The organism is Acidovorax sp. NCPPB 3576, assembly GCF_028473605.1.
Classification (GTDB): domain Bacteria; phylum Pseudomonadota; class Gammaproteobacteria; order Burkholderiales; family Burkholderiaceae_C; genus Paracidovorax.
The window spans coordinates 4,876,971-4,903,119 of sequence record NZ_CP097267.1; the positions used below are offsets into that span (position 1 = coordinate 4,876,971).

Here is a 26,149-nt window from a genome sequence, read left to right on the forward strand (position 1 = left end):
GTTGTGATGGGCCACCCGCTTTTGCGACGCAGCACCACAATTTGCCGGCGACCTGAATCAAGATAAGGCCGCAGGCAGAAAATGCCAGCGGCCTTACGTTTGCACCGGAGAAAGCCAGAAGGCTTAGAAGCGGAAGTGGCTGAACGCCTTGTTGGCTTCTGCCATGCGGTGCACTTCGTCACGGCGCTTCATTGCGCCGCCACGGCCTTCCGTGGCTTCCAGCAGTTCGTTGGCCAAACGCTGCGCCATCGACTTTTCGCCACGCTTGCGGGCGGCTTCCTTGATCCAGCGCATCGAAAGCGCCAGACGGCGCACGGGGCGAACTTCCACGGGAACTTGGTAGTTGGCACCGCCCACGCGGCGGGACTTCACTTCGACCATGGGCTTCACGTTGTTGATGGCAACGGTGAAGGCCTCCAGAGGGTCCTTGTCAGGGTGCTTCTTTTCGATCAGCTCCAGAGCGCCATAAATGATGCGCTCTGCCACTGCCTTTTTGCCGCCTTCCATGATCACGTTCATGAATTTGGACAGCTCTACATTGCCGAACTTGGGATCCGGCAGGATTTCACGTTTGGGGACTTCGCGACGACGTGGCATTTTTTCACCTCATGATTGCTTCAGTTGGCATCTTTTCAGACACCGCGAGAGCCATTCAGGACTCCCACTTACTCGACCCACGCAAAACACTTGCGCTTGGGGTCACTACGCTGGATCACCGCGCCACGCGGGAAACAGCACCGGATATCTTGTGCAAAAGCGCAGGGCTTATTTGGCCTTGGGCTTCTTGGCACCGTACTTGGAGCGCGATTGCTTGCGGTCTTTCACGCCTTGCAAGTCGAGCGAGCCACGCACGATGTGATAACGCACACCAGGCAAGTCCTTGACACGACCGCCGCGAACCAGCACGACGCTGTGTTCTTGCAGGTTGTGGCCTTCGCCGCCGATGTAGGAAATGACTTCGAAACCGTTGGTCAGGCGAACCTTGGCGACCTTCCGCAGAGCGGAGTTAGGCTTCTTTGGCGTCGTGGTGTACACACGGGTGCACACGCCGCGGCGCTGAGGAGAGTTTTCCATCGCGGGGCTCTTCGACTTGATCTTTTCGACCTCGCGACCCTGACGGACCAGTTGATTGATGGTTGGCATGAATACGTCCCTAAACGTGAAATGCTTCGTGAAAAACGAAAACGTGAATCCCTTCGGAAATTCCGAAAAGCCTTCTAATGTAGCAGGTTGGCGCTGCCAGGGCAATCGCGGGGCGGCCAGCCGGCCGCCGCCGCGTCACTTGATCCACAGGCGGATGGCATCCCAGGCGCGGCCGAAGATGCCGGCTTGCTCCACCGTTTCCAGCGCCACCAAAGGCACTTCGGCGATGGGCTGCTCGCCCAGCGACACCTTCAGCGTGCCGATCGACTGCCCCTTGGTGAACGGCGCCACCAGCGGATCGGTGCGCACGATCTGCGTCGTGACCTTGCCTGCGCTGCCCGAAGGCACGGTGACCACGATGGCGTCCGGACGGCCGATCTGGATGGTGTTTTGCTTGCCCTTCCAGACGGCCGGCGTGGCCGCGGGCTGACCGGCGTCGAACAGCTTGACGGCATCGAAGGCGGTATAGCCCCAGTTCAGGAGTTTCTGGCTTTCGTTGGCCCGGGCATTCTCGCTGGAGGCGCCCAGCACGATGGACAGCAGCCGGCGCTGGCCGACATTCGGAAAGTCACGCTTGGACGTGGCCACCAGGCAGTAGCCAGCGGCGGCGGTGTGGCCGGTCTTGAGGCCGTCCACCGTGGGATCACGGAACAGCAGCGAATTGCGGTTGGTGCCGTTGGAGGGCGGCGTGCCGGGGTAAGCGTAGTGCTTGGTCGCGTAATAGTGCATGTACTCGGGGAATTCCTGCATCAGGCGGGTGGCCAGCACGCCCAGGTCGCGCGCGGTGGTCGTGTGGCCCGGCTCGGTCAGCCCTTCGGGGTTCTTGTACGCCGTGTTCTTCATTCCCAGGGCCTTGGCCTGGTCGTTCATGAGCTTGACGAAGTTCTCGGCCGTGCCACCCACGCCTTCGGCCAGGGCCATGGTGGCGTCGTTGCCCGACTGCACGATCATCCCCTTGATGAGGTCTTCCACCGGCACCTGCATCTTGGGATCGATGAACATGCGCGAGCCGGGCATCTTCCAGGCCAGCACGCTCACGGGCAGCTTCTGCTCCAGCGTGATCTTCTTGGCGCGCAGCGCATCGAAGACCAGGTAGCCGGTCATGAGCTTGGTGAGCGATGCCTGCTCCACCGGCGCATCGATGTCTTTGGCGGCGAGCACCTGGCCTGCCGTCACGTCGAGCAGCAGGTAGTTGCGGGCGGCGATTTCAGGAGGCTGTGGCGCCTGCCCCTGCGCCCACAGGGCAACAGGAGCCAGCGCAGCGGCGAGAACGAAGGAACGCAGCGTGGAGAGGAAAGGCTTCATGGAAACAGGCATTCGGGGCAAGGAAACAAACCAAACGGTCAAAAACGGCGGCGGGGCATGGCACGCCGTGCGGTGGCCGTTGAAGGAGGCGTCTGGGGGGTGGTCAGTTCCCCGCCAGCAAGTGGCGGGACACCAAGTTTTTCAGGAGCGGCAATTGTCCGTGAAAGAAATGCCCGCCGCCGGGCACGACTGTGACGGGGAGTATCTGCGGCCGCGCCCAGTCCATGACGGCCGATAGCGGCACGGTGTCGTCCTGCTCGCCGTGCACGACCAGCGTGCGCTCATGCGCCTCGGCCGGCACGGGCGCCACGGTGAAGCGGCTGGCGGCGGTGCCGACCAGCACCACCCGCTCGATGGCACGTTCGCCCCACAGGCGCTCCAGCGCATGGCTGGTGACGAAGGCGCCGAACGAGAAGCCCGCCAGGGCCAGCGGCCCCTCGGACGCCGTCTGGCGCACCACCTCCAGAAAGTCCTCCAGCTCGCCCTGGCCCGCGTCGTGCGTGCCGGCGCTGGCGCCCACGCCCCGGAAATTGAAGCGCACCGCGGTCCAGCCGCTGTGCACGAAGGCGCGCGCCAGGGTCTGCACCACCTTGTTGTCCATGGTGCCGCCGAACAGGGGGTGCGGATGGGCGATCACCGCCACGCCGCGGGAGGGCGCGCCGTCCTGCGCCTGGGCCGCATCGCGTGCCGCTTCGATGGCACCGGCAGCGCCGGCGAGGGTCAGGCGTTCAGTCTGGGCATTCACTTGGATTTGCTATCAAATAAATAGCTGTCAGGGCAATAAAATCTAGGGCAGACAGCCAAAAACACTTAAAACCGATCGCGCGGGGATCAGCGCCCGAGTTCCGGCGGGGTGAGCAGGCGCTCGACGAACTGGCCGTTCTTCAGGTGCGATTCCACGATTTCGTCGATGTCGCTGCCATCCACGAAGGTGTACCAGGTGCCCTCGGGATAGACCACGGCGACGGGGCCGCCGGCGCAGCGGTCCAGGCAGCCGGCCTTGTTCACCCGCACCTTGCCGGGGCCGGACAGGCCCGCTGCCTTGACCTGGGACTTGCAGCGGTCGAACGCGGCTTGCGCACCGTGGTGGGCGCAGCTGTCTTCGCCGTTGGTGCGGTCATTCAGGCAAAAGAAGATGTGGCGGGCGTAGTAGCCAGGCTGCGCGGCTGGCGGCGTGGGGGTGTCGTTCATGCGGGCATTTTAGGAGCCGGAGCGCGCAGGGGCATCTGCGCTCCCGTAGCCAAGGTCACGGTCGCGCCGGGCCACGCGCTGCACCACATAGACCAAGGTGGCATAAGGCCACAGCCAGCCCAGCCATTGGCCCAGGCCGTAAAAGCGGATGAAGCGGCCTTGCTCCCAGGCCTGCAGGGTGTCGGCGAAATAGGCGCTCGTGGGCGCTTGGTTGAGGATGTTCAGCTGGAGCATGAGCAAGAGCAGCAGCACGGCCGCGCTGGCCCGGCGGGGCAGGCCGGACAGCATCAGCGCGACGGCCATGCCCGCCCACACGCCCACGCGGGCCGGGGTGCCGAGCCACTCCCAGGCATGGGCGGGGCCGTAGCTGAGCGCGGAGGACAGCGCGGTCACCGACACACCCGCCACCACGGTGGCCAGCGAGAACGCCACGCGGCGGCCGATGTGGCGGATCACGCAGTAGCCCAGCAGGCAGGGCACGAGCAGGCCCAGCATCACGGCCAGCAGTTCGGCACTGGGCGACAGGGCCTCCAGCGGTGTTTCGCGCAACGGCAGCCAGTCCAGGAACGGGGTGTCGGCCAGCAGGTCTTCCAGCGCGATCTCGAGGCGCTCCCACATCTGGCCCAGCCCGAAGGGCACGGCGGCGGGGAACAGCAGAGCCACCGGCCACAGCGCGAGCAAGGCCAGCGCCCCGCTGGCGTCGGCGACGAACCACCGTGCCCGCAGCCGGCTCCAGCGGGCCAGCGCGCCCAGCCGCTCCAGCAGCGCGGCCAGCAGCGCGCCGCCCAGCGTGCCCAGCGCGTTCAGCACGAGGTCCATGTTGGAAGGCACGCGCCGCGGCAGGTAGATCTGCAGGAACTCCATCAGCATCGATAGCAGCGCGCCCGCCAGCGCCGCCACGGGCACCGCCGAGCGCGGCCAGCCGGTGCGCAGCAGGGCCAGCGCGAGCAGGAAGCCGAAGGGCGCATAGCCTGCGATGTTGATGTTGACGTCGAACCAGGTCCAGTACGGCGGGGGAATGCGTGCGGTGAGAAAGACCCAGGGCGAGATGCCCTGCTCGCGCCAGCCGTCGAAGGGGAACAGGCTGGCGAAAACCACCAGGGCCGCGTAGATCAGCGCCAGGGGCCAGGCGGATGTCTTGTGCACGGCGTTAAGGCGCGCGGCCAGCGCTTCAGAAGGGTTTGACGACGACCAGCACCACCGCAGCCACCAGCAGCAGCACCGGCACCTCGTTGAACCAGCGGAACCAGCGGTGGCTGCGCCGGCTCTGGCCGCTGGCCAGCTTGCGCAGCAGCACGCCGCAGGCATGGTGGTAGCCCACGGCCAGCACCACGACCAGGAGCTTGGCATGCATCCAGCCATTGCCGGGCCCGCGGCCGATACCGTACCCCAGGTAGAGCCAAAGCCCCAGCGCGATGGCCGGCACGGCCAGGAGCGTGGTGAAGCGAAGCAGCTTGCGCGCCATCAGCAGCAGCCGGTCGCGCTCGGCGGCCGAATCCGGCGCCACCATGGCCAGATTGACGAAGATCCGCGGCAGATAGAACAGGCCGGCGAACCAGCTGGCCACGAAGACGATGTGAAAGGCTTTGACCCAGAGCATGGACGCAGTGTACGTGCCGGGCCGCCCCGCAAAACGGAGTCCGACGCGCAAAAACCACGGCCGCCGCCGTCACGTCGAAGGACCGGGCGGAGCCCGCCCCGCGGCAATGTGGCGCACAATTTCAGGATGCATCTGTCCAGCCCCACCCCCTTCCCCCAGAACCGCCCGCGCCGCCTGCGCCGCGATGCCTTCACCCGCAACCTCGTGCGCGAGCACGCCGTCACGCCGCACGATCTGATCTACCCGGTGTTCGTGCACGAAGGCCAGGGCCGCAGCGAGGCCATCGCGTCGATGCCGGGCGTGGAGCGCCTGAGCCTGGACCTCCTGCTGCCCGTGGCCGAGGATTGCGTGAAACTGGGCATTCCGGTGCTGGCGCTGTTTCCGGCCATCGACCCCGTGCTCAAAACCCCGGACGGCAAGGAGGCGCTGAACCCCGAGGGCCTGATCCCCCGCGTGATCCGCGCGCTCAAAAAAGAATTCCCCGCGCTGGGCGTGATGACCGACGTGGCACTGGACCCCTACACGAGCCACGGCCAGGATGGCGTGCTCGATGCCACCGGCTACATCGTCAACGACGAGACGGTGGAGATCCTCACCGGCCAGGCGCTCACGCATGCCGAGGCGGGCGTGGACATCGTGGCGCCCAGCGACATGATGGACGGGCGCATCGGCGCGATCCGCGAGGCGCTCGAAGTGCAGGGCCACATCCACACGCGCATCATGGCCTACAGCGCCAAGTACGCCAGCGCCTTCTACGGCCCGTTCCGCGATGCCGTGGGCACGCGCGGCGCCTTGGGAAAAGCCGACAAGAACGTGTACCAGATGGACCCGGGCAACACCGACGAGGCGCTGCGCGAGGTGGCCCTCGATATCGCCGAAGGCGCCGACATGGTGATGGTCAAGCCCGGCATGCCGTACCTGGACGTGGTGCGCCGCGTGAAGGACGAGTTCCGCGTGCCCACCTTCGCCTACCAGGTGAGCGGCGAGTACGCGATGCTCAAGGCCGCGGCCGCCAACGGCTGGCTCGACCACGACGCGGTGATGATGGAAAGCCTGCTCGCCTTCAAGCGCGCCGGGGCCGATGGCGTCCTGACCTATTTCGCCCGCGACGCGGCACGCTTGTTGCAAAAGTGACGGCCACCGGCGCTTAAAGCCCCCCTGCGGGGCAGGCGCCGGAGATTTCTCAGCCCCGCCCCAGGCCCCCATGCGCATCTTTCACATCCACCAGGGCAACGCCACCGAGCTGGCCACCCTGCCTTCCCAGCCACCGGCCGCCGGCTTTTACTGGATCTCGTGCACCCGCGCGGCCTTCGGCGAGCAACTGGGCCTGCTGCAGGCCGCATTGCAGGCCACCACCGGCCTGCAGCTGGTGGACCTGCACGTGTCCGACCTGCTGAATGCGCAACTGCCATCGCACTACGACTACACCTCGCAGTACGACCTGCTGGTGTTCCGCCGCCTGGCGGCATCCAGCGCAGGAAACGCACCGGCCAGCCCGCCGTCCGCGCCACCCGAGCGCATGACAGGCCCGCCCGTGCTGCGCCGCATCGACACCAGCCCCGTGGGATTCGCCGTGTTCGACCAGGTGCTGCTATCGGTGCACCCGTCCGACTGCGCGGTGCGCGATGCCTACGCGGCGCGGCTGCTGGCCGCCGCCCGGGGCGATGCGCCGCGCGACCACCGGCCGCCGGGCTCCTCGCCCGTGGCGCGCCTGCCGACCTCGCCCGCCGATCTGATGATGCGCGTGGTCAACCTGATCGTGGACGGCTACCTGGACCTGCGCCGCGAGCTGAGCCGCCAGCTCGACCACTGGCAGGCCGAGCTGCTCAAGCCCCGCGCGCGTTTTGCCAACTGGAGCGCGCTGCTGGAGGCCCGGCTGGCGCTGCACCAGCTCGATGAAATCTGCGAAGACCAGAACACCGCCGTGCAGGACTGGATCGATGCGGTGGAGACCTGGCCCGAGCCCGAAACCCCGGCGCTGCAGCGCGAACTGGACCTGCTCAAGGTGCGCAGCCGCGACGTGCTGGAGCACATCGAGCGCGTGGTGCACCACGTGCGCCGGCTGGAGCAGAGCACCGAGACGGCGGTGCAGATGCATTTCAGCGTGCAGAGCAACCGCACGAACGACATCATGCGCACGCTCACGGCGCTCACCGCCGTGTTCCTGCCGCTGAACCTCATCGCGGGCATCTTCGGCATGAACTTCGAGTTCATTCCGCTGGTGCACAAGCAGGACGGCTTCTGGTGGGCGATGGGTTCGATGATGGTGATCGCGGTGGCGCTGATCGCGCTGTTCTGGCGCAAGCGCTACCTGGCCCGCACCGGCAACCATTGACCGGGCACGGGGCGCTGCTTGCGACCGGCTGCGCGCCGATAGAATCGGCGCCCCCTCGCACCTTCTGCCCGGCGTGCCCGCGCGGCGCCCTCTCCCCCATGGCCCACATCCTCGTCGATCAGCTCGTCAAGACCTACCGCATCGCCGAGCGCGCGCCGGGCCTGGGCGGCGCGCTGCGCGGGCTGCTGCACCGGCGCACGCGCACCGTGGCGGCGCTGTCGGGGGTGTCGTTCACGCTGCAGCGCGGCGAGCTGCTGGGCTTCATCGGGCCGAACGGCGCGGGCAAATCGACCACCATCAAGATCCTGTCCGGCATCCTGCGGCCCGACGGCGGGCGCGTGGAGATCGACGGCCGCCACCCCAGCGACGACCGCGAGCGCCATGTCGCCCGCATCGGCGTGGTGTTCGGCCAGCGCACCCAGCTGTGGTGGGACCTGCCGGTGGGCGAGGGGTTCGACCTGCTGCGCGACATCTACCGCGTGGACGAGCAGCGCTACCGCCGCGCACGCGACGAGCTGGTCGCGCTGCTGTCGCTGGAGGGCGTGCTGGCCCAGCCCGTGCGCCAGCTCTCGCTGGGCCAGCGCATGCGCGCCGAGATCGCGGCGGCGCTGCTGCACGAGCCCGACATCCTGTTCCTCGACGAGCCGACCATCGGGCTGGATGCGCCGTCCAAGCTCGCGGTGCGGGACTTCGTGCGCCGCGCCAACCGCGAGCGCGGCACCACCGTGCTGCTCACCACCCACGACATGCACGACATCGAGGCGCTGGCCGAGCGCGTGATCGTGATCGGCCATGGCCGCGTGCTGGCCGACAGCCCGGTCGAGGCCCTGCGCCCCCAGGTGATGGCCGAGCGCCGCCTGGTGGTCGATTTCGGGCACGACGCGCCCGTGCTGGCGCCGCAGCCCGGCGTGTCGGTCCATGCGCGCGAGGGCCGCTCGCTGGTGCTGGGGTTCGACCCGGCCGTCACCACGGCGCCCGCGCTCATCGCGCAGCTGGTGGCCGCGCACGCGGTGCAAGACATCCGCCTGGAGGGCCTGGCGATCGAGGAGGTCATCGCCCGCTTCTACGCGCTGCACGGCGCGGCCGAGGCATGAGGCCGCCGCTGGCGCTGCGGCCCTATACCGCCGCGTTCGTCTCGCGCTTCCTGCAGATGCTGCAGTACCGCACGGCGGCGCTCGCGGGCTTCGGCACGCAGTGCTGGTGGGGCGGCATCAAGGTGATGGTGCTGGCCGCGTTCTACGGGGGCGCCGGCGCCTCGGGCGTGCCCATGCCGCTGCAGCAGGCCATCACCTACACCTGGCTGGCGCAAGGGCTGCTGGCGCTGCTGCCGTGGTCGGGCGACCCGGAGGTGGCGCAGTCCGTGCGCACGGGCGCGGTGGCGTACGACCGGCTGCGGCCGGTGGACGCCTACGGCCTGTGGTTCGCGCGCAGCGCCGGCTGGATCGCCGCGCGGGTGCTGCCGCGCGTGGCGCTGATGGCGACCTTCGCCGCCGTGGTGCTGCCGCTGCTGGGCTGGCGCGAATGGGCCTGGCAGCCGCCGGCCAGCGCGGCGGCGGGGCTGGCGTTCGTGCTCTCGGCGTTGCTGGCCGTGCTGCTGTCCACCGCGCTGGTGATGCTGCTGAACGTGGCGGCCACGGCGGCGCTGAACGAGCGCGGCATCAACGCGCTGGCCGTGCCGGCGGTGGTGGTGCTGTCGGGCAACCTGCTGCCGCTGCCCCTGCTGCCCGATGCGTGGCAGTGGGCTCTGATCGCGCAGCCGCTGGCGGGGCTGCTGGACATCCCCTCGCGCATCCATTCCGGGCACTGGGCTGGCTGGCAGGCCGTGGGCGGGCTGGGCCTGCAGGCCTTCTGGATCGCCGTGCTGGTGGCGCTGGGCCGCCTGGCAATGCGGCGCACGCTGCGCCACCTCGAAATCCAGGGCGGCTGAGATGGGATCGTTCGCGCTCTTCGTCCGCCTGGCCGGCGCCTCGCTGCATGCGCAGGCGCGATACCCCGCCTCCGCCATGCTGATGACACTGGGGCAGTTCCTCGCCACGGGCATCGAAGTGGTCGCGGTGTGGGCGCTGTTCCACCGCTTCGGCAGCGTGCAGGGCTGGAGCCTGGGCGAGGTGGCGCTGTTCTACGGCCTGGTGAACTGCATGTTCGCGGTGGCGGATGCGCTGGGGCGCGGCTTCGACGTGCTGGGCACCGAGTTCCTGCGCACGGGCGCGTTCGACCGGCTGCTGCTGCGCCCGCGGCCGCTCGCGCTGCAGCTCATGGGCCACGACCTGCGCCTGAGCCGGCTGGGGCGGCTGCTGCAGGGGCTGATGGTGGTGGCGTTCGCCACCGCGCAGGCGCCGATCGAATGGACACCGGCCACCGTCGCGCTGGCGGCGTGGGCGGTGGCCGGGGGCGTGGCCCTGTTCCTGGGCATCCTCGTGCTGCAGGGCACCCTGGCGTTCTGGACCGTGGAGAGCCTGGAGATCGCCAACGTACTCACCTACGGCGGCGTGCAGGCGGCGCAGTACCCGCTGGCGCTCTATGCGCAGTGGTTCCGCCGGCTGCTGACCTTCTCCGTGCCGCTGGCCTGCGTGGCGTATTACCCGGGCCTGGCGATCCTGTCGCACCCCGACCCGCTGGGCGCGCCCGCCTGGGTGGGCTGGGTGTCGCCCGCCGCCGGCTTCGCCTTCCTGGCCGCCGCGTTCGGGGCCTGGCGCCTGGGCCTGCGGCACTACGCCTCCACCGGAAGCTGACCCCTTTTAACCCGACCTGGCAAATAGAGACTTGACATTGTTTGTCTAGTCAATTATTGTTCAGGCCATGATCGACGCCCAAAAACCCGATGCTTCCGGCTTGCCGCCCGCCCCGCTCACCGTGGCGGGCATTCCTTTTCTGGTGGAAGAAAGCATCGGCTACCAGATGCGCCGCATCGTGTGCATCGTCGCCAGCGAGATCGAGCGCCGCATGGAGCCCCTGGGCCTGACCGATGCGCAATGGAAGCCGCTGCTGCGCCTGTACCTGAACCACGAGAACACGGTCGCGGGCCTGGCGCGCCTGTGCCAGCTCGACGCCGGCGGCATGACCCGCCTGCTCGACCGGCTGGAGGCCAAGGGCCTGTGCTCCCGCACGCGCTCGGTGGAAGACCGCCGGGTCGTGCACATCGAACTCACGCCCGAAGGGCAAGCGGCGGCCGCGCAGATTCCCGACATCCTGGGCAACGTGCAGCAGGTGTGCGCCCAGGGCTTCCAGCCGGCCGAGTACCACCAGCTGCAGGATTTCCTCAAGCGCATCCACGGCAACCTGCAGACGCTGGGGGCGGCGGCCGACACCGCCGCGCCCCGCCATTCCTGAGAGTCAGTCCACCATGAACGCCACCTTTCCCTCCACGCCCGCCGCAGCCGACGCGGCCTTGGTCCGAGGCGCCGCGGCGCCCGACGCCCCCAGCCCGCTGCGCGGCGCGCTGCAGTACTTCGCCACGCTGGCCATCGCGCTGGCAGCCCTGCCGGGCCTCACGGCCTGTGCCGACATGTCCGGCATCGCGCCGCACGCGCAGATGCGCGACGCCGCCTCGCTGGGCCTCGCGGCACCAGCGGCCGGCGCCGCGAGGCCCAGCGAGGCGGCTCAGAAGTCCTTCGCCGAAGCCACGCTGCCCACGGACTGGTGGCTGGGCTTCGGCGACGGCCAACTCGATGCGCTCATCGACCGCGCCCTGGCCACCAACCCCAACCTGAAGCTCACGGAGGCGCGCATCGACCGCGCCCAGGCCTTCATCGAGACCGCCCGCGCGGCCGACGGCCCGCAGCTCAACGGCAGCCTGGACGTGAACCGGCAGCTCTACAGTGCCAACGGCCCCTACCCGCCGCCGCTGGCCGGCAGCGTGCTCAACAGCGGCACGGCGCGCCTGTCGGGCAGCTGGGAGATCGACTTCTTCGGCAAGAACCGCGCCGCGCTCGAATCCGCCCTGGGCAGCGCCAATGCCGCGCAGGCCGACGCCCAGGCCGCGCGCCTGCTGCTGGCCAGCAACGTGGCGCGCAGCTATTTCCAACTGGCGCGCCTGAAGGCCCAGCTGGGCGTGGCCGAACGCACGCTGGCCCAGCGCAACGAAACGCTGCGCCTGGTGCGCGACCGCGTGGATGCGGGCCTGGACACCCAGCTGGAGCGGCGCCAGAGCGAAGGCGGCCTGCCCGAGGCGCGCCAGCAGATCGAGGCGATCCAGGAGCAGATCGCCCTCACCCGCAATGCCCTGGGCGCGCTGGTGGGTCAGCCAAATGCCGCGAACGCCCTAGACTTTCCTGCCCTGGATGCTATTCATTCGATAGCAATTCCCGGTACGCTGCCGGCCGACCTGCTGGGCCGACGGCCCGACGTGGCCGCCGCGCGCTGGCGCGTGGAGGCCGCCACCCAGGACGTGGCCGTGGCCAAGGCGCAGTTCTATCCGAACGTGAACCTGACGGCCTTCCTGGGCCTGTCGTCGATCGGGCTGGACCGCTTCGCCGAGGCCGGCAGCAAGGAATGGGGCATCGGCCCGGCGATCCGCCTGCCGATCTTCGACTCGGGCCGCCTGCGCGCCAACCTGCGCGGCAAGGCCGCCGACGTGGATGCGGCGGTCGAGAGCTACAACGCCGCGCTGCTGGATGCCGTGCATGACGCGGCCGACCAGCTCGCCTCGGCACGCTCCATCGACCGCCAGCAGGCCGAGCAGCGCCATGCCCAGGAGGCCGCCGAGGCCGCCTATGACATCGCCCGCCAGCGCTACCAGGCGGGCCTGGGCAACTACCTGAACGTGCTCACCGCCGAGACGGCCGTGCTGCTGCAGCGCCGCCAGGCCGTGGACCTGGAGGCCCGCCGCCTGGACACCCAGGTCGCGCTGATCCGCGCCCTGGGTGGTGGCTACGCCGCCACCACGCCCGGTGCCGCGGGTGCCGTGGCCACGGCGGCACCTGCCGCCGCTACCGCCGCGCACTGAGCCGCCCGCAAGCCCTTTTTACCGAACCGAACACCTTCCCGACCGCGAGGAGTCCTTTCCATGAACGCACCGCAAACCCCCGCCACCGCGCCCGCAGACCCGGCCGCCGCCAAGGCCCGCCGCCGCAAGGCCCTGATCTCGCTCGCCGCCGTCGTGGTGGTCGCGGGCGGCGCCTGGGGCGTGTACGACTGGCTGGTGGCCAGCCACTACGAAGACACCGACAACGCCTACGTGCAGGGCAACGTCATCCAGATCACGCCGCAGACGGGCGGCACCGTGATGTCCATCCTGGCCGACGACACCGACTTCGTGAAGGCCGGGGCCCCGCTGGTCAAGCTCGATCCGGCGGATGCCAGCGTGGCGTTGGAGCAGGCCGAGGCGGGCCTGGCCCAGGCGGTGCGCCAGGCGCGCACGCTGTATGCCAACAACGGCTCGCTCAACGCGCAGATCAGCCTGCGCCAGGCGGACGTGGCCAAGGCCCGCTCCGACATCGCCCGCGCCACCGACGACCTGCGCCGCCGCCAGGCCCTGTCGGGCAACGGCGCCGTGTCCAAGGAAGAGCTGAACCACGCCCAGAGCCAGCTGGATGCGGCCCGCACGGCGCTGGCCGCGGCCGAGGCCGGCGTGGTGTCGGCGCGCGAGCAGCTCGCCAGCAACCAGTCGCTCACCCAGGGCATCTCGGTGGACCAGAACCCGAACGTGCTGGCCGCTGCCGGCAAGGTGCGCGAGGCGTTCCTGGCCGCACGCCGCACCGACCTGCCCGCGCCCGTGGACGGCTACGTGGCGCGCCGCACCGTGCAACTGGGCCAGCGCGTGGCCGCCGGCACGCCGCTCATGACCGTGGTGCCGCTCAACCAGGTGTGGGTGGACGCCAACTTCAAGGAAAACCAGCTGCGCAACCTGCGCCTGGGCCAGCCCGCCAAGCTCACGGCCGACCTCTACGGCAAGAAGGTGGAATACACCGGCACCATCGCCGGCATGGGCGTGGGCACGGGCTCGGCCTTCGCGCTGCTGCCCGCGCAGAACGCCACCGGCAACTGGATCAAGGTGGTGCAGCGCGTGCCGGTGCGCATCGCGATCGATGCCGAGCAATTGCGCGCCCATCCGCTGCGCGTGGGGCTGTCCATGGACGTGACGGTGGACACGCAGGACCGCAGCGGCCACCTGCTGGCCGATGCGCCCCGCACCCAGGCCGTGGCGCAGACCGCCGTGTATGACGACCTGGACAAGGGCGCCGGCGCCGACGTGGCCCGCATCATCGCCGCCAATGCCGGCCCGGGCTACAAGCCCACGCTGGCGGCCGCGCCGGCCAAGGGCGCGGCGCAGGTCGCCATGGCGCCGGTCACGACCGCTTCGCACTGATCCTGCGCGGGCCGCGGCTCGCGCCACGCTCGCCCCTCCAAAAGACAGACCCGCTGCGCACCGCCGCAGCGGGCCAGCCGTAGAACCACTCCCACAACACGCTGCCCCATGTCTTCCCCCAACCCCCCTGCGCCCCAGGCGCCGCCGCCCCTCGAAGGCAGCGCGCGCATGTGGGGCACGCTGGCCCTGTCGGCCGCGACGTTCATGAACGTGCTGGACACGTCCATCGCCAACGTGTCCCTGCCCGCCATCGCGGGCGACCTGGGCGTGAGCCCCACGCAAGGCACCTGGGTCATCACCAGCTTCGCGGTGGCCAATGCCATCGCGGTGCCGCTGACGGGCTGGCTGTCGCAGCGCTTCGGGCAGGTGCGCCTGTTCGTGGCCAGCGTGACGCTGTTCGTCCTCGCCTCGCTGCTGTGCGGCATCGCGCCCAACATGGCCACGCTGATCGCCTTCCGCGCGCTGCAGGGCTTCGTGGCCGGGCCGATGATTCCGCTGTCGCAGTCGCTGCTGCTGTCCAGCTACCCGAAGGCGCTGGCCGGGCTGGCGATGGCGATGTGGTCGATGACGACGCTCGTCGCGCCGGTGATGGGGCCGCTCCTGGGCGGCTGGATCACTGACAACATGAGCTGGCCGTGGATCTTCTACATCAACGTGCCGGTGGGCATCATGGCCGTGCTGGTCACCTGGAGCATCTTCCACAAGCGCGAATCCGAGCGGCGGGCGCTGCCCATCGACTCCATCGGCCTGGCGCTGCTGGTGATCTGGGTCGCGGCCATGCAGGTGATGCTGGACATCGGCAAGGAGCACGACTGGTTCGCCTCGCCCTGGGTCGTGGCCTGCGGCGTGGTGGCGGTGGTGGGCTTCGCCGCCTTCATGATCTGGGAGCGCGGCGAGCCGCACCCGGTGGTGGACCTCACGCTGTTCCGTATCCGCAACTTCTGGGCCGGCGCGCTGGCCACGTCGGTGGGCTACGGTCTGTTCTTCGGCAACGTGGTGCTGCTGCCGCTGTGGCTGCAGCAGTACATGGGCTACACCGCCACGCAGGCCGGCGAGGTGCTGGCGCCGGTGGGGCTGCTGGCGCTGGTGCTGTCGCCCGTGGTGGGCAAGAACATCGCCAAGGTGGACCCGCGGCGCTTCGCCACCTTCGCGTTCCTGGTGTTCGCGCTGGTGCTGTGGATGCGCTCGCGGTTCAACACCCAGGCCGACCTGACCACGATCATGGTGCCCACGATCATCCAGGGCATCGCCATGGCGTTCTTCTTCATCCCGCTGGTGACGATCACGCTGTCGGAGATCGCACCCGCGCGCATTCCGTCGGCCTCGGGGCTGTCGAACTTCATGCGCATCACGGCGGGGGCCATCGGCACCTCGGTCTCGACCACGCTGTGGGAGCGGCGCGCCACGCTGCACCATGCCCAGCTCACCGAAGGGCTGCAGCAGGGCGGCATCGCCGTGACGCAGACGCTGCAGGGGCTGCAGGCGGGCGGCCTCACGCCCGAACAGGCGCTGGCGCAGGTGGAGCGCATGGTGAACCAGCAGGCCTTCATGCTGGCTGCCAACGACATCTTCTATGCGTCGGCCGTGCTGTTCCTGCTGCTGATTCCGCTGGTCTGGCTGGCCCACCCGGTGCGCCCCAGCGCCGGCAGCGCGGACGCCGCGGCCGGCGCGCACTGAGGCCGGGGCCGCCGGGCCGGGCCGAGGCGACTGTTGCGCCAAGGCCTCATTCCGGGGCACGGATGCAGGTGCCAGGCCGCCTGCGCATGCGATGTCATCACGGGTTCATCCGAGATTTCTACAAACGCGGGGCTGCCACCGGCGTCCGCCGGCCGGCGGCCCCTGCGTCAAAAAATCCAGACAACCCATGACCCGCTCCTCTGCTTTCGCCCCCAACACCTTCCGCCGTGCGCGGATGCCCCTGGCCATCGCCCTGGCCCTTCCCGCGCTCCTGCTGGCGGGCTGCGGCGGCTCCGGCGACGGCACGCCCGCTGCCGAACAGGGCCGCTGGACCACCGGCGACCTGCATACCCACACGGTGCAATCGGACGATTCGCGCACAACGCAGACGCTCGACTTCCTGCTCGGCAAGGCCTTCACCACCTACCGCCTGGACTGGATGGCGGTGACCAACCACCTGCGCTCGTCCAAGTATGACCACGCGGCCAACCTGCTGCCCGCGCCCAGGGCCTTCGCCTATGGCATGGAGGCCTATGAGATCCCGCGCATCCAGGCGCTGCAGGCCTCCGGCAACTACGCCGGCAAGCTGATCTTCTCGGGGTTCGAGTGGGACATGCCCACGCACGACCACATCGGCGTGGGCCTCTTCGAGGGGTCCAGCGGCAGCCTGAAGACCTCCGCCAGCGGGGCCAAGGAATTCCAGTACCTGTTCACCACGGGCGCCGAATCGCTCTTCGACGCGGCGGACGTGGCCCGCTGGAAGGCCCAGTACCCGCAGCGCTTCAACCAGACGGCCGACGACGCGCTCAAGGCCATCGCCTGGCTGAAGGCGAAGTACCCCGACACCAGCTACGCCCTGATCAACCACCCCTCGCGCAACCCGGGCAAGTATTCGATCGCCGACCTGCGCCAGATGAACGACCTGGCCCCGAAGATCGTGTTCGCCATCGAGGGCATGGTGGGCAACCAGCTCGAACCCGACCGCGGCGGCTACACCTCGGCCTACATCGACGCCAACCAACCCAACCGCACCTACGGCGGCACCGACGCCATCGTGGCGCAGCTGGGCGGCGTGTGGGACGCGCTGCTGGGCGAGGGCCGCCGCATCTGGAACATCGCCGATTCCGACTCGCACTTCGAGATCGATTCGAACAACAACAGCAGCGGCTACTACCCGGGCGAATACGCCAAGAACCACGTCTGGCAGGCCAGCAAGGCGGAGGGCGGCATCGGCGGCCTGGTCGACAGCCTGCGCGCGGGCCGCAGCTTCGGCGTCTTCGGCGACCTCATCAACGCGCTGGACTTCAACGTGTACGCCCTGAGCGGCAAGGGCACCCTGGGCCAGGAGGTCAAGGCCGCGGCCGGCGAGAGCGTGACGGTGCGCATCCGCTTCAAGAGCCCGCCGGTCAACAACTACCAGCGTCCGGTGGCCAGCGGCAACCTGGGCAACATGACGCCCAAGGTGGACCACATCGATCTCATCGCGGGCGACGTGGGCGAGCGCGCGCAGCCCGGCTCGGCCGCCTACCAGCAGGCCACCAACCCGACCACCCGCGTGGTGCGCCGGTTCACGGCGGCCGACTGGACGCAGGACGGCGAGGGCTACTACGCCATGGAGATCCCGCTCACCATCGCCAAGAACCAGTACCTGCGCCTGCGCGGCACGAACCTGGGCGAGAACGTGGCCGGACTCACGGCCAACGGCGAACCGCTGGCGGACCAGGCCGTGACCACGTCCGACCCGGCCCAGCGCCACGACCAGATCAACGACCGCAACTACGGCAACCTCTGGTTCTATTCCAACCCGATCTTCGTGTCGGTGCGCTGAAGGCGGGGCACGGCGGGGTGCCTGGCGCCCCTGGATGGCCGGGGCATGATGCTACTAATTTAATAGCACAATGCCCTAGAAGAATATGCGCCAGAGCCCTTTTTGGCTCGATACCCGAGAGGCGGCAGGAGCGCGCGGCGCCCGTCGCCTCACGTCAGGGCGGCGCCGGCCGGCACCCCGTCCCCCGCGTGCCAGCGCGCCTGCAGCCACGCGGCGAACCCTTCCGGCGCGCGGGCGATGCGGCGGGCGCTGGTGATCACCCGCGGATCGCGCACCCACGCCACCGTCGCCTGCTGGGCGAGCAGCGCCTCGACCAGCCGCACGTCCTCGTGCGCCACGAGCGGCGCGAAGCCGCCCGCGCGCCGGTAGGCCGTGGACGAGACGCCGAGGTTGGCGCCGTGGATGTGCCGGTGGCCGTTGCGGTCCTGGTAGTGCGATGCGAAGGCCTGCGCCACGTGCAGGGGGTGCTCGTGCCAGTCTTCCACGCCGATGGTGCCGCACACGGCATCGCTCGCGCAGGCCAGCTGCGCCGTGATCCACTGCGGCGGCACGCGGGTGTCGGCGTCGGTGCAGCACAGCCAGCGGGCGCCGAGCCCGACCAGGTGGTCCATGCCCAGCGCCCGCGCCGCGCCGACGCAGCGCGCGCCGATCTCCACCACGTCGCAGCCCCTGGCGCGCGCCAGGGCCGCCGTGGCGTCCCGGCAGGCGTCGGCCACGACCACGATGCGCACGGGTTCCTGCACCTGAGCGGCCGCTGCGCGCACCGAATCCAGGCAGGCGCCGATGAGCGCGGCTTCATCGTGCGCCGGAATGCACACGCCGATCATGGGCTGCCCTCCGCCGCCCGGGCCAGGCGCTCCTGCGCGCCGCCCGCCTGTGCCACCGAGGTGTCGCCGCCGTTCTGCCACACGTCGATGCGCATGTCTTCGTCGCACCAGCCGCCCACGTGGTCGAGCGCCAGGGTCTGCCGCGCCTGCGCATGCACGCCGTCGCCATGGGCCGGCGCATCGGCCACCGGCGCGCGCCAGTGGCACATCGCCAGGTGGCCGCCGCGTTGCAGATGCCCGGGCACCTGCGCGAGGAAGCGCGCGAAATCGGCCGGCGGCAGGTAATAGGCCAGTTCCGCCACCACGATGAGGTCGCTGGGGGCGTCGGGCCATTGCTGCGGAAAGGTCCAGTGCCGCAGCGCCACGTGGCCGGCGCCGTTCAGCGTGGCGGCGGCGCGCTCCAGCGCGGCCGGGCTGGCGTCGGATGCGATGAGCCGGTCGCACCGCGCCGCCAGCGCCACCGTGTTGCCGCCCACGGAGCAGCCGGGCTCGAAGCCCTGCGCATACCGGGCACGGGGGAGCGCGGCCAGCAGCAGGTCGCGCTTGCGGCGCTCGTACCAGCGCGTGTGCACGCCCCAGGGGTCGGCGCTGCGCGCATGCAGCTGATCGAAGTGCGCGGTATCGGCCAGTGGCGGGCCCATGTCAGGCCATCGTCCATTCGAAGGGGCCGCTCCAGGCCCGCAGCGCCGAAGGCGGCAGCACCGGCGCCACGCTGCCGTCGGGCTCGATCTGGCTCTGGAAGGCGCGCACCGCACGGGCCTTGGCCTGCACAAAGTCGTCGGCCACGGCGATGCGGTGCAGCACCTGGTGGCGCAAGCGGGCATGGGCCGCATGTTCGGGCACCAAGGCCCAGACGGGGTATTCGATGCAGCAAGCACCCGCGTTGCGGGCGGCCGCCAGAGCGGCCCGCGCGCAAGCTTCGTGATCGGGATGGCCGTCGTGGCGCCATGGAACGAAGACCGTGTCGCCCGGCGCCAGTTGCAACTTCGCCGCGAGCGCCCTTTCCTGCGCGGCCACGCCGCCATCGGGCAGGCGCAACCGGACCACGGTGGCCGCAATGCCCAATTGCGCCAAGGCATCGGCAGACTCCTGCGGGCGGGTATGCCGCAGGCGTTCGGGCGGCCACACCGTCGATCCGGGATGGCTGGCCTCGCCGTCGGTGACCGCATAGACCCGCACCTCATGGCCCCGGCGCGCCAACTGCGCCACCGTGCCGCCGAGCACCAGCACCTCGTCGTCGGGGTGCGGGGCGACGACCACCACGCGGCTGAAGGGCGCCACCAGCGACTCGGGGGTGGCGCAGATCCAGCGCTGCGGCTGCGCCAGCGGCACCGGCGTGTCCGAGGGCACGGCAGGCAGCCGGCGGGCGGCGGGCTTGTGGGATGCGATCAAAGCGTCCACGCACTGTCTCCAGGAAGGGTTTCGCCGGCCTCTGCCGCCAGGCGGCCCAGCACCGCCAAGTCCCATTCGGCATGGCTTTGGCGCAGGAAGACCGAAAGATCCGCCACGCGTTGGGCGTGGGCGGCGTCACGGCACAAGGGACCGGCTCCCAGGGCGCGCCCCACGCGGTCGAGCGTGGCGGACGCCGCCGCCTCCACGGTGCCGCGCACCTGCAGGGCCTCGCGGCGGCCGAACGCCCGGCCGCCCGCCCGGTGCGCATCGATGGCGGCGGCGGCATGGCGCAGTGCATGGGCGGACGCGGACAGCGCGCAGTCCACCGCGCCCAGGTGGGCAGCCAGCAGATCGTCCGCCGCCGCGCCGCGCTGCTGCACCCGTTCGCGCAGCCGTTGCGCCACCGCGGCGGCGGCGCCGTGCCAGCAGGCGGCGATGCCGGCCGCGCCGTGCCAGAACCCCGGCCGGTCCAGGTAGGCGCCAGGCGCACCCACGGGCCATGCCGGCACCGCATCGAACAGCACATCGACGCTGGCGGTATCGGCCATGCCCACGGCGTGCCAGCCCTCGCGGGTGACGGTCACCCGGGGATGGTGCATGGACACGGCAATGAGTTGGACCTGCCCGTCCGCGTCGCGGGCGGTGGCCAGGGCCGCACTGACGCCTGAGGCGCCCGAGCACCAGCTTTTGCGGCCCGAGACGACAAAGCCCCCGGCGGCGTCCGGGGCCAGTTGCAGTTCGGCACCGGCCGGTCCGCCCGCCGCCCACACGCCCCACAGGCCCTGCGACGGATCGACCGCACGGATCAACGTTGCGGCAGCGCCTTCGCCCAGAATCTCCCGCGCGATGCCGACCGCGTCGAGATGGGATTCGAACAGCTTGCCGATGGCGGCGTTCTCCCCCGTTACCTTCGCCAGCCAGCGAAAGCGTGCGGCCGTGGAGGACGCCGCCGCAGGGTCGGCGTCGAACGCATGGATCTGATCCAGCGCGTGGCGCACGGGGGTGCCGAAAGGGAAATCGGTGGGGGGCAGGGGGTCGCGGCGCATCCCTAAGAGCCTGTTCAAAGTCTTTTGAGCAGTAGCGCCAAGAACGCCAGGTGAATCAACTGCAGGCTGGTGTTGAGCAGTCTCTCGCAGTTCTTCCACAACCGCCGGTTCTTCTCCAGCCATGCAAAACTACGCTCAACCACCCAGCGTTGGGGCATCACCTTGAACGTATGCAGTTCACTGCGCTTGGCAATCTGCACCCTGACATGTCCGCCCAGAATGTCTTGGACGCCCTGAGCGAAAGGTTTACCCACATAGCCGCTGTCACACAGCAGGGTTTGCATCCGACCCAGAGCTGGTTTGCAGCGCTGCAGTGCCTGCAAGGCCCCTTTGCGGTCCGTCACCTCTGCTGTGGTCACCGCAATGGCATGCGGCAGTCCTTGGGTGTCCACTGCAATGTGGCGCTTGATGCCGGAGACCTTCTTGCCCGCGTCATAGCCCTTCGAGGCCGCCGTGTCCGTGTTCTTCACGCTCTGCGCGTCCACGATCAAGAACGCGCTGCAGGCGCTGCGCCCCAGTCTCTCTCGGACCACGCCAACCTGATTTTTTTAAAGCCTGCTGAAGCAGGCTGCCACCCTCACGCGGCTCACTCCAGATCGCAAAGTACGCGTGCACAGTGCGCCACTTGGGGAAATCCTCGGGCAGCATGCGCCACTGGCAACCGCTTCTGAGCAGGTACAGCACTGCACAGAACACCTCGTACAAATCCACCCTGCGCGGCGCAGTCTTCCTGCGCGCACTCTCCAGCAGCGGCTTGACGGTCTCGAATTGTTCGCGACTGATGTCGCTGGGATAGCTCTTTCTCACTTCCCGAGCTTCTCACACCCTCAGCGAGACTTTGAACAGGCTCTAAGACGCTAGGGGGAGGCCATCGGCGATCGTGTCAGCCTGCGCCCACTGCCGCTGTGGGACGCCGCTCGGCCGCCCCCGGTGTCCGGCAGGCACCCGTCCGGGCCCCGCCGCCGGTCTGCCGGACCGGGCCGGCTCAGCCCACGTGCTTGGCGAAGAACGCCAGCGTGCGTTCGCGTGCCAGGGTGGCGGAGGGCTCGTCGTAGGAGCCGCGCTGGTCGCAGTTGAAGCCGTGGTCGGCGTCGTACACGTGCACCTCTACTTCGGGGTGCGCCCGGCCGAAGGCCTGCACGCTGTCGAGCGCGATGAAGTGGTCGCGGTCGCCGAAGTGCGCCAGCACCGGGGCCTTCGGGGTGCGCGCGCTTTCCTCGGTGGTGGTCATGCCGCCGCCGTAGTAGCAGACGGCGGCCGACAGGCCCTGCAACTCGCACGCCGCGCGCCAGGTGAGCAGGCCGCCCCAGCAGAATCCCACGATGCCCACCTTGCCGCCGCCGGCCTGCGCCGCGTGGTCGATGGCGGCCTGGATGTCGGGCAGCACGCCCGCGCCGGGCAGCGCCTCGACCCGGGACTTGAGGGCGATGCCGTCCTGCATGTCCTGCTCGCTGTAGCCCAGCTCCACCCCGGGCTGCACGCGGGCGAAGGTGGCGGGTGCCACGGCCAGGTAGCCGCGCGCGGCCAGCCGGTCGGCCACGGCGCGGATGTGCGAGTTCACGCCAAAAATTTCCTGCAGCACGACGACGGCGCCGCGCGCCTTGCCCTCGGGCTGAGCGACCCAGGCCGGCACCTTGAAACCGTCGGCCGATGCGATGTCCACGAAATTGCCCATGATGATGCGACTCCTTTGCCGGAAGAATGAAGAGAGGATTGGAAGTGGAAGACTGGTGAAAAGACACGGCCGCCCGGTGGTGGCCCGGGCCGGCGGATGCTGTAATGCGGGACCTTTCGCCAACGGTGCATTCTTGCAGGAGACGGCAATTGAACAAAGTGGTACTTGTGACCGGCGGTAGCCGGGGCATCGGCGCAGCGACCGCCCGGCTGGCCGCGCGCCAGGGCTGGGCGGTGGCGGTGAACTACGCCCGCGATGCGCAGGCGGCCGACGCCGTGGTGCAGGCCATCCGCGAGGCGGGCGGCCAGGCCGTCGCCGTGCAGGCCGACGTGGCAAAGGAGGACGAGGTCGTCGCCCTGTTCGAGGCGGTCGATGCCCGCTTCGGCGCGCTCGGCGCGCTGGTGAACAACGCGGGCGTGGTCGATGTGCCCGCGCGCGTGGACCAGATGAGCGCCGAGCGCCTGCGCCGCATGTTCGACATCAACGTGGTGGGCAGCTTTCTCTGCGCGCGCGAGGCCGTGCGGCGCATGAGCACGAAGCACGGCGGCGCGGGCGGCAGCATCGTCAACGTGTCCAGCGCCGCGGCGCGCCTGGGCGCGGCCGGGCAGTACGTGGACTACGCGGCCTCCAAGGGCGCCATCGACGTGCTCACGCTCGGCCTGGCCCGCGAGGTGGCGGCCGAGGGCATCCGCGTGAATGCCGTGCGGCCCGGCCTCATCGATACCGACATCCACGCCAGCGGCGGCCTGCCCGACCGCGTGCGCGACCTGGCGCACCAGGTGCCCATGGGCCGCGGCGGCACGGCCGAGGAGGTGGCCGAGGCCATCGTCTGGCTGATGTCGGAGGCGGCCAGCTACACCACCCTTTCCCTGCTCGACGTCTCCGGAGGCCGCTGATGGACCTGAAACCGCTCATCACGCTGCTGGCCATCGTGAACCCGCTGGCCATCGTGCCGTTCTTCATCCACTACACCGACGGGTTCTCGCAGCGCCAGCGCCGGCGCACCATCCAGGTGGCGGCCTTCAGCGCGTTCTGCGTGATCGCCGCCTGCGCGCTGCTCGGGCTGCAGATCCTGGCGTTCTTCAACATCTCGCTGCAGAGCTTCCAGGTGGGCGGCGGCATGCTGCTGCTCATCAGCGCGATGAACATGCTCAATGCCCAACCGGCCGAGGCCAAGCCCCACACGCACGAGCTGGAGGAAGGCGCCGAGAAGGTCGCCCAGGGCGACAGCATCGCCGTGGTGCCGCTCACCATTCCGCTGCTCACCGGGCCGGCCAGCATGTCCACCGTGGTGATCTATGCCGACCGGGCGCAGACCTTCTGGCAGCACCTGGCGCTGGTGGGCTACGGCGTGGTGATCGCGGGCGCCACGGCGCTGTGCTTCGCGCTGGCCGACCCGATCGCGCGCGTGCTGGGCAAGACCGGCATCAACGTGATGACGCGGCTCATGGGCCTGATCCTCGCGGCACTGGCGGTGGAGGTGATGGCCGAAGGGCTGGGCAAGCTGTTCCCCGTGCTGGTCGCGCGCTGAAGTCACGCCATGGCCACCGCCCACGCCCGGTTGCTGCTGCTGGAGGACGACCCCGCCATCGCGCGCACGGTGGCCTATGCGCTCGAACGCGAGGGGCTGTCCATCGTGCACAGCCTGCTGCTGCGGGACGCGCGCGAGCAGTTGCGCGCCCGGCCCTTCGACCTGCTGGTGCTGGACGTGGGCCTGCCCGACGGCAATGGCCTCGATCTGCTGCGCGACCTGCGCCGGGACCCGGCGCACCAGGCCACGCCCGTGCTCATGCTGAGCGCGCACGGCGAAGAGCTCGACCGCGTGCTGGGGCTGGAGCTGGGTGCCGACGACTACCTGCCCAAGCCCTTCAGCCCCCGTGAGCTGGCGGCCCGCGTGAAGGCCCTGCTGAGGCGCGCTGCAACGTCCGCGCCACAGGCCGCCGCAGCGGCGCCGCCCAGCCCGTTCCACGACGATGCCGCCGGCCAGCGCGTGAGCCTGCACGGCCGGCCGCTGCCGCTCACGCGGCGCGAATACCGCCTGCTGGCCTGCCTGCTGCGCGGCGCCGGCCGCATCCAGTCGCGCGAGGCCCTGCTCGCCGGCGCCTGGGGCGACGACAGCGAAAGCACCGACCGCACGGTGGACACCCACATCAAGACGCTGCGCGCCAAGCTGCGCGAAGCGGACCCGGCGCGCGAATACATCAGCACGCACCGGGGCATGGGCTACTGCCTGGAGCCATGAGCGCCCGCTGGCATCGCTTCGCGCCGCCCACCATGGCGGGGGCCTGACCCATGCGCCTGGGCATCCGGCTGCTGTTCGCCTTCTTCCTGATCAACGGCATCGCGGCCTTCTTCGTGCTGCGTGTGTTCACCGCCGAGATCAAGCCCAGCGTGCGCGAGGTGATGGAAGACATGATGGTGGACACGGCCAACATCCTGGCCGAGCTGGCGAGCGACGACCTGGCCGCCGGCCGACTGGGTGCCACCGCGCCCGGCACGCCCGAGAGCCGCTTCGCGCAGCACGTGCGCCAATACGCGAGCCGCCCGGTCGATGCCGCGATCTGGGGGCTGACCAAGCAGACGCTCGACTTCCGCATCTACGTGACCGATGCCACCGGGCGCGTGGTGTTCGACTCCGAGCGCAGCGCCGTGGGCGAGGACTATTCGGGCTGGCGCGACGTGGCGCGCACGCTGCGGGGCGAGTACGGCGCCCGCGCCACGCGCGAGGTGCAGGGCGACGACACCAGCGGCGTGATGTACGTGGCCGCGCCCATCCTGGTGGACGGGCCGTCCGGCCGCACCATCGGCGGCGTGCTCACCGTGGCCAAGCCCACGCGGTCGGTGCAGCGCTTCATCGACCGGGCCGAGCGCAAGGTGCTGCGCGGCGGCCTGCTGCTGCTGGCCCTGTCGGCGCTGGTGGGCGTGGCCGTCACCGTGTGGACGGTGTGGCACGTGCGCCGCCTGCGCGACTACGCCCTGAGCGTGCAGGGCCCGGCCGACGGTGGCCTGAACCCCACGCAGCCCCTGGCCGTGCCGCGGGTGCCCGGCGAGTTGGGCGACCTCGCCCGCGCCATGGACCGCATGCGCGTGCGGCTGGAAGGGCACGACTACATCGAAGGCTACGTGCGCGCCCTCACGCACGAGCTCAAAAGCCCCGTGGCCGCCATCCGCGGCGCAGGCGAGCTGCTGCAGGAGGACCTGCCCCCGGCCGACCGTGCCCAGTTCGCCACGCAGGTGGTGGAGCAAAGCGAGCGCCTGCAGCGCCTGGTGGACCGGCTGCTGGCGCTGAGCCAGCTGGAGCAGCGCCAGCGGGCCGAGGGCGCAGCCGCCGTCCCGTTGCAGGACTGCGCGGCCCTGGCCGTGCGCCAGGCCCAGGCCCGCGCCAGCCAGCGCACCATCGACCTGGTGCTCACGGGCGACGGCGCCAGCGGCCCGTGGGAGGCCGAACTGGTGACGCTGGCGATCACCAACCTGATCGACAACGCGATCGATTTCGCGCCCGCCGGCAGCGCGGTGCGCGTGGAGTTGCATGGCCCGGTGGTGGCCGTTCAGGACGCGGGGCCCGGCGTGCCGGACTATGCGCTGCCGCGCCTGGGCGAGCGCTTTTTCACCACCGCGCGGCCGGGCGGAGAGCGCAGCGGCTCGGGGCTGGGCCTGGCCATCGTGCGCCGGATCATGGCGCTGCACGGCGGGACGATGGCGGTGCGCAACACCCAGCCCGGGCTGCGGGTCGAACTCGCCTTTCCGGCCGCCTGACGGCGGCGCCCCGGCCACCGGGCCGCCCGCGCGCCGGCGCACTTCACCGTGCACTCACAAACTTCAT

At 70.0% G+C, this 26,149-nt stretch carries 27 protein-coding genes; 14 read left to right on the forward strand and 13 right to left on the reverse strand.

The genetic code is table 11. From position 1 onward, the window contains the following. Positions 1-123 precede the first annotated feature (123 nt). The 7 genes from rpsG to M5C98_RS22280 all read right to left on the reverse strand — a co-directional run bounded on the left by rpsG (position 124) and on the right by M5C98_RS22280 (position 5,239). Positions 124-597, reverse strand: coding sequence for a 30S ribosomal protein S7 (rpsG, locus tag M5C98_RS22250; protein WP_056668881.1), 474 nt, complete (start codon positions 595-597; stop codon positions 124-126). 168 nt (positions 598-765) lie between these two features. Beyond that, positions 766-1,143, reverse strand: a complete 378-nt coding sequence (gene rpsL, locus M5C98_RS22255; protein WP_007851137.1) for a 30S ribosomal protein S12 — start codon at positions 1,141-1,143, stop codon at positions 766-768. A gap of 135 nt (positions 1,144-1,278) precedes the next feature. Further along, positions 1,279-2,448 (reverse strand): D-alanyl-D-alanine carboxypeptidase family protein, encoded by a 1,170-nt coding sequence (locus tag M5C98_RS22260; RefSeq protein WP_272549658.1) that lies wholly within the window; start codon positions 2,446-2,448, stop codon positions 1,279-1,281. Positions 2,449-2,551: 103 nt separating this feature from the next. Further along, positions 2,552-3,193: an alpha/beta hydrolase gene (locus tag M5C98_RS22265; protein ID WP_272549659.1), complete on the reverse strand. Its 642-nt coding sequence runs from the start codon at positions 3,191-3,193 to the stop codon at positions 2,552-2,554. An 86-nt stretch (positions 3,194-3,279) separates the two neighbouring features. Continuing rightward, the gene (locus M5C98_RS22270) at positions 3,280-3,639 is read right to left on the reverse strand and encodes a (2Fe-2S) ferredoxin domain-containing protein (RefSeq protein ID WP_272549661.1); all 360 of its coding nucleotides are present in this window, start codon (positions 3,637-3,639) and stop codon (positions 3,280-3,282) included. 9 nt (positions 3,640-3,648) lie between these two features. Further along, a complete protein-coding gene (locus M5C98_RS22275; protein ID WP_272549663.1) occupies positions 3,649-4,785 on the reverse strand; it encodes a VanZ family protein in 1,137 nt (378 codons plus the stop codon). Positions 4,786-4,810: 25 nt separating this feature from the next. Beyond that, entirely contained in the window at positions 4,811-5,239 is a 429-nt protein-coding gene (locus tag M5C98_RS22280; RefSeq protein ID WP_272549664.1) for a CopD family protein, read from the reverse strand. A gap of 126 nt (positions 5,240-5,365) precedes the next feature. On the opposite strand from M5C98_RS22280, the gene hemB reads away from it, so the two are divergent. The 10 genes from hemB to M5C98_RS22330 all read left to right on the forward strand — a co-directional run bounded on the left by hemB (position 5,366) and on the right by M5C98_RS22330 (position 17,386). Continuing rightward, positions 5,366-6,373, forward strand: coding sequence for a porphobilinogen synthase (gene hemB / locus M5C98_RS22285; RefSeq protein WP_272549665.1), 1,008 nt, complete (start codon positions 5,366-5,368; stop codon positions 6,371-6,373). A gap of 70 nt (positions 6,374-6,443) precedes the next feature. Then, positions 6,444-7,574: a magnesium transporter CorA family protein gene (locus M5C98_RS22290; protein WP_272549666.1), complete on the forward strand. Its 1,131-nt coding sequence runs from the start codon at positions 6,444-6,446 to the stop codon at positions 7,572-7,574. A gap of 98 nt (positions 7,575-7,672) precedes the next feature. Continuing rightward, the gene (locus M5C98_RS22295; protein ID WP_272549668.1) at positions 7,673-8,668 is read left to right on the forward strand and encodes an ABC transporter ATP-binding protein; all 996 of its coding nucleotides are present in this window, start codon (positions 7,673-7,675) and stop codon (positions 8,666-8,668) included. Next, the gene (locus tag M5C98_RS22300; protein WP_272549670.1) at positions 8,665-9,501 is read left to right on the forward strand and encodes an ABC transporter permease; all 837 of its coding nucleotides are present in this window, start codon (positions 8,665-8,667) and stop codon (positions 9,499-9,501) included. Before M5C98_RS22295 ends, M5C98_RS22300 begins: the two co-directional genes overlap by 4 nt. 1 nt (position 9,502) lies before the next feature. After that, complete coding sequence (locus M5C98_RS22305) at positions 9,503-10,306, forward strand: ABC transporter permease (RefSeq protein WP_272549671.1); 804 nt, start codon at positions 9,503-9,505, stop codon at positions 10,304-10,306. A 67-nt stretch (positions 10,307-10,373) separates the two neighbouring features. Next, the gene (locus M5C98_RS22310; RefSeq protein WP_272549673.1) at positions 10,374-10,904 is read left to right on the forward strand and encodes a MarR family winged helix-turn-helix transcriptional regulator; all 531 of its coding nucleotides are present in this window, start codon (positions 10,374-10,376) and stop codon (positions 10,902-10,904) included. Positions 10,905-10,917: 13 nt separating this feature from the next. Further along, entirely contained in the window at positions 10,918-12,519 is a 1,602-nt protein-coding gene (locus tag M5C98_RS22315; protein WP_272549675.1) for an efflux transporter outer membrane subunit, read from the forward strand. Between the two features lie 60 nt (positions 12,520-12,579). Then, positions 12,580-13,881 (forward strand): HlyD family secretion protein, encoded by a 1,302-nt coding sequence (locus M5C98_RS22320; RefSeq protein ID WP_272549676.1) that lies wholly within the window; start codon positions 12,580-12,582, stop codon positions 13,879-13,881. A gap of 108 nt (positions 13,882-13,989) precedes the next feature. Further along, positions 13,990-15,558, forward strand: coding sequence for a DHA2 family efflux MFS transporter permease subunit (locus tag M5C98_RS22325; protein ID WP_272549677.1), 1,569 nt, complete (start codon positions 13,990-13,992; stop codon positions 15,556-15,558). 187 nt (positions 15,559-15,745) lie between these two features. Then, complete coding sequence (locus tag M5C98_RS22330; protein ID WP_272549678.1) at positions 15,746-17,386, forward strand: S-layer protein; 1,641 nt, start codon at positions 15,746-15,748, stop codon at positions 17,384-17,386. Between the two features lie 149 nt (positions 17,387-17,535). On the opposite strand, the gene M5C98_RS22335 is transcribed toward M5C98_RS22330, so the two are convergent. The 6 genes from M5C98_RS22335 to M5C98_RS22360 form a co-directional block, all read right to left on the reverse strand. Further along, positions 17,536-18,213 carry a glycosyltransferase gene (locus M5C98_RS22335; RefSeq protein ID WP_272549679.1) on the reverse strand — a complete coding sequence of 226 codons (678 nt, stop codon included), beginning with the start codon at positions 18,211-18,213 and terminating at the stop codon, positions 17,536-17,538. Continuing rightward, on the reverse strand, positions 18,210-18,854 hold the full coding sequence (locus M5C98_RS22340; RefSeq protein WP_272549680.1) for an SAM-dependent methyltransferase: 645 nt from the start codon (positions 18,852-18,854) through the stop codon (positions 18,210-18,212). Before M5C98_RS22340 ends, M5C98_RS22335 begins: the two co-directional genes overlap by 4 nt. 1 nt (position 18,855) lies before the next feature. After that, positions 18,856-19,614, reverse strand: a complete 759-nt coding sequence (locus tag M5C98_RS22345) for a PIG-L deacetylase family protein (protein ID WP_272549682.1) — start codon at positions 19,612-19,614, stop codon at positions 18,856-18,858. Beyond that, positions 19,602-20,651 (reverse strand): acyl-CoA dehydrogenase, encoded by a 1,050-nt coding sequence (locus M5C98_RS22350; protein ID WP_272549684.1) that lies wholly within the window; start codon positions 20,649-20,651, stop codon positions 19,602-19,604. Before M5C98_RS22350 ends, M5C98_RS22345 begins: the two co-directional genes overlap by 13 nt. A gap of 14 nt (positions 20,652-20,665) precedes the next feature. Next, positions 20,666-21,458, reverse strand: a protein-coding gene (locus tag M5C98_RS22355; protein WP_272548219.1) for an IS5 family transposase whose coding sequence is annotated in 2 segments (ribosomal slippage) — positions 20,666-21,200 and positions 21,199-21,458 — 795 coding nt in all. Because the reading frame shifts where the segments join, the coding sequence is not laid out codon by codon here. Between the two features lie 178 nt (positions 21,459-21,636). Beyond that, a complete protein-coding gene (locus tag M5C98_RS22360) occupies positions 21,637-22,326 on the reverse strand; it encodes a dienelactone hydrolase family protein (protein WP_272549686.1) in 690 nt (229 codons plus the stop codon). A gap of 149 nt (positions 22,327-22,475) precedes the next feature. On the opposite strand from M5C98_RS22360, the gene M5C98_RS22365 reads away from it, so the two are divergent. The 4 genes from M5C98_RS22365 to creC are packed head-to-tail and all read left to right on the forward strand — an operon-like array spanning position 22,476 to position 26,082. Then, positions 22,476-23,222, forward strand: coding sequence for an SDR family oxidoreductase (locus M5C98_RS22365; protein WP_272549687.1), 747 nt, complete (start codon positions 22,476-22,478; stop codon positions 23,220-23,222). Beyond that, positions 23,222-23,857 (forward strand): MarC family protein, encoded by a 636-nt coding sequence (locus M5C98_RS22370; protein ID WP_272549688.1) that lies wholly within the window; start codon positions 23,222-23,224, stop codon positions 23,855-23,857. The genes M5C98_RS22365 and M5C98_RS22370 overlap by 1 nt, the downstream gene beginning before the upstream one ends. Positions 23,858-23,866: 9 nt before the next feature. Beyond that, positions 23,867-24,568, forward strand: coding sequence for a response regulator (locus M5C98_RS22375; protein WP_272549690.1), 702 nt, complete (start codon positions 23,867-23,869; stop codon positions 24,566-24,568). Positions 24,569-24,618: 50 nt separating this feature from the next. Beyond that, entirely contained in the window at positions 24,619-26,082 is a 1,464-nt protein-coding gene (creC, locus tag M5C98_RS22380; protein WP_272549692.1) for a two-component system sensor histidine kinase CreC, read from the forward strand. Positions 26,083-26,149: the final 67 nt, after the last annotated feature.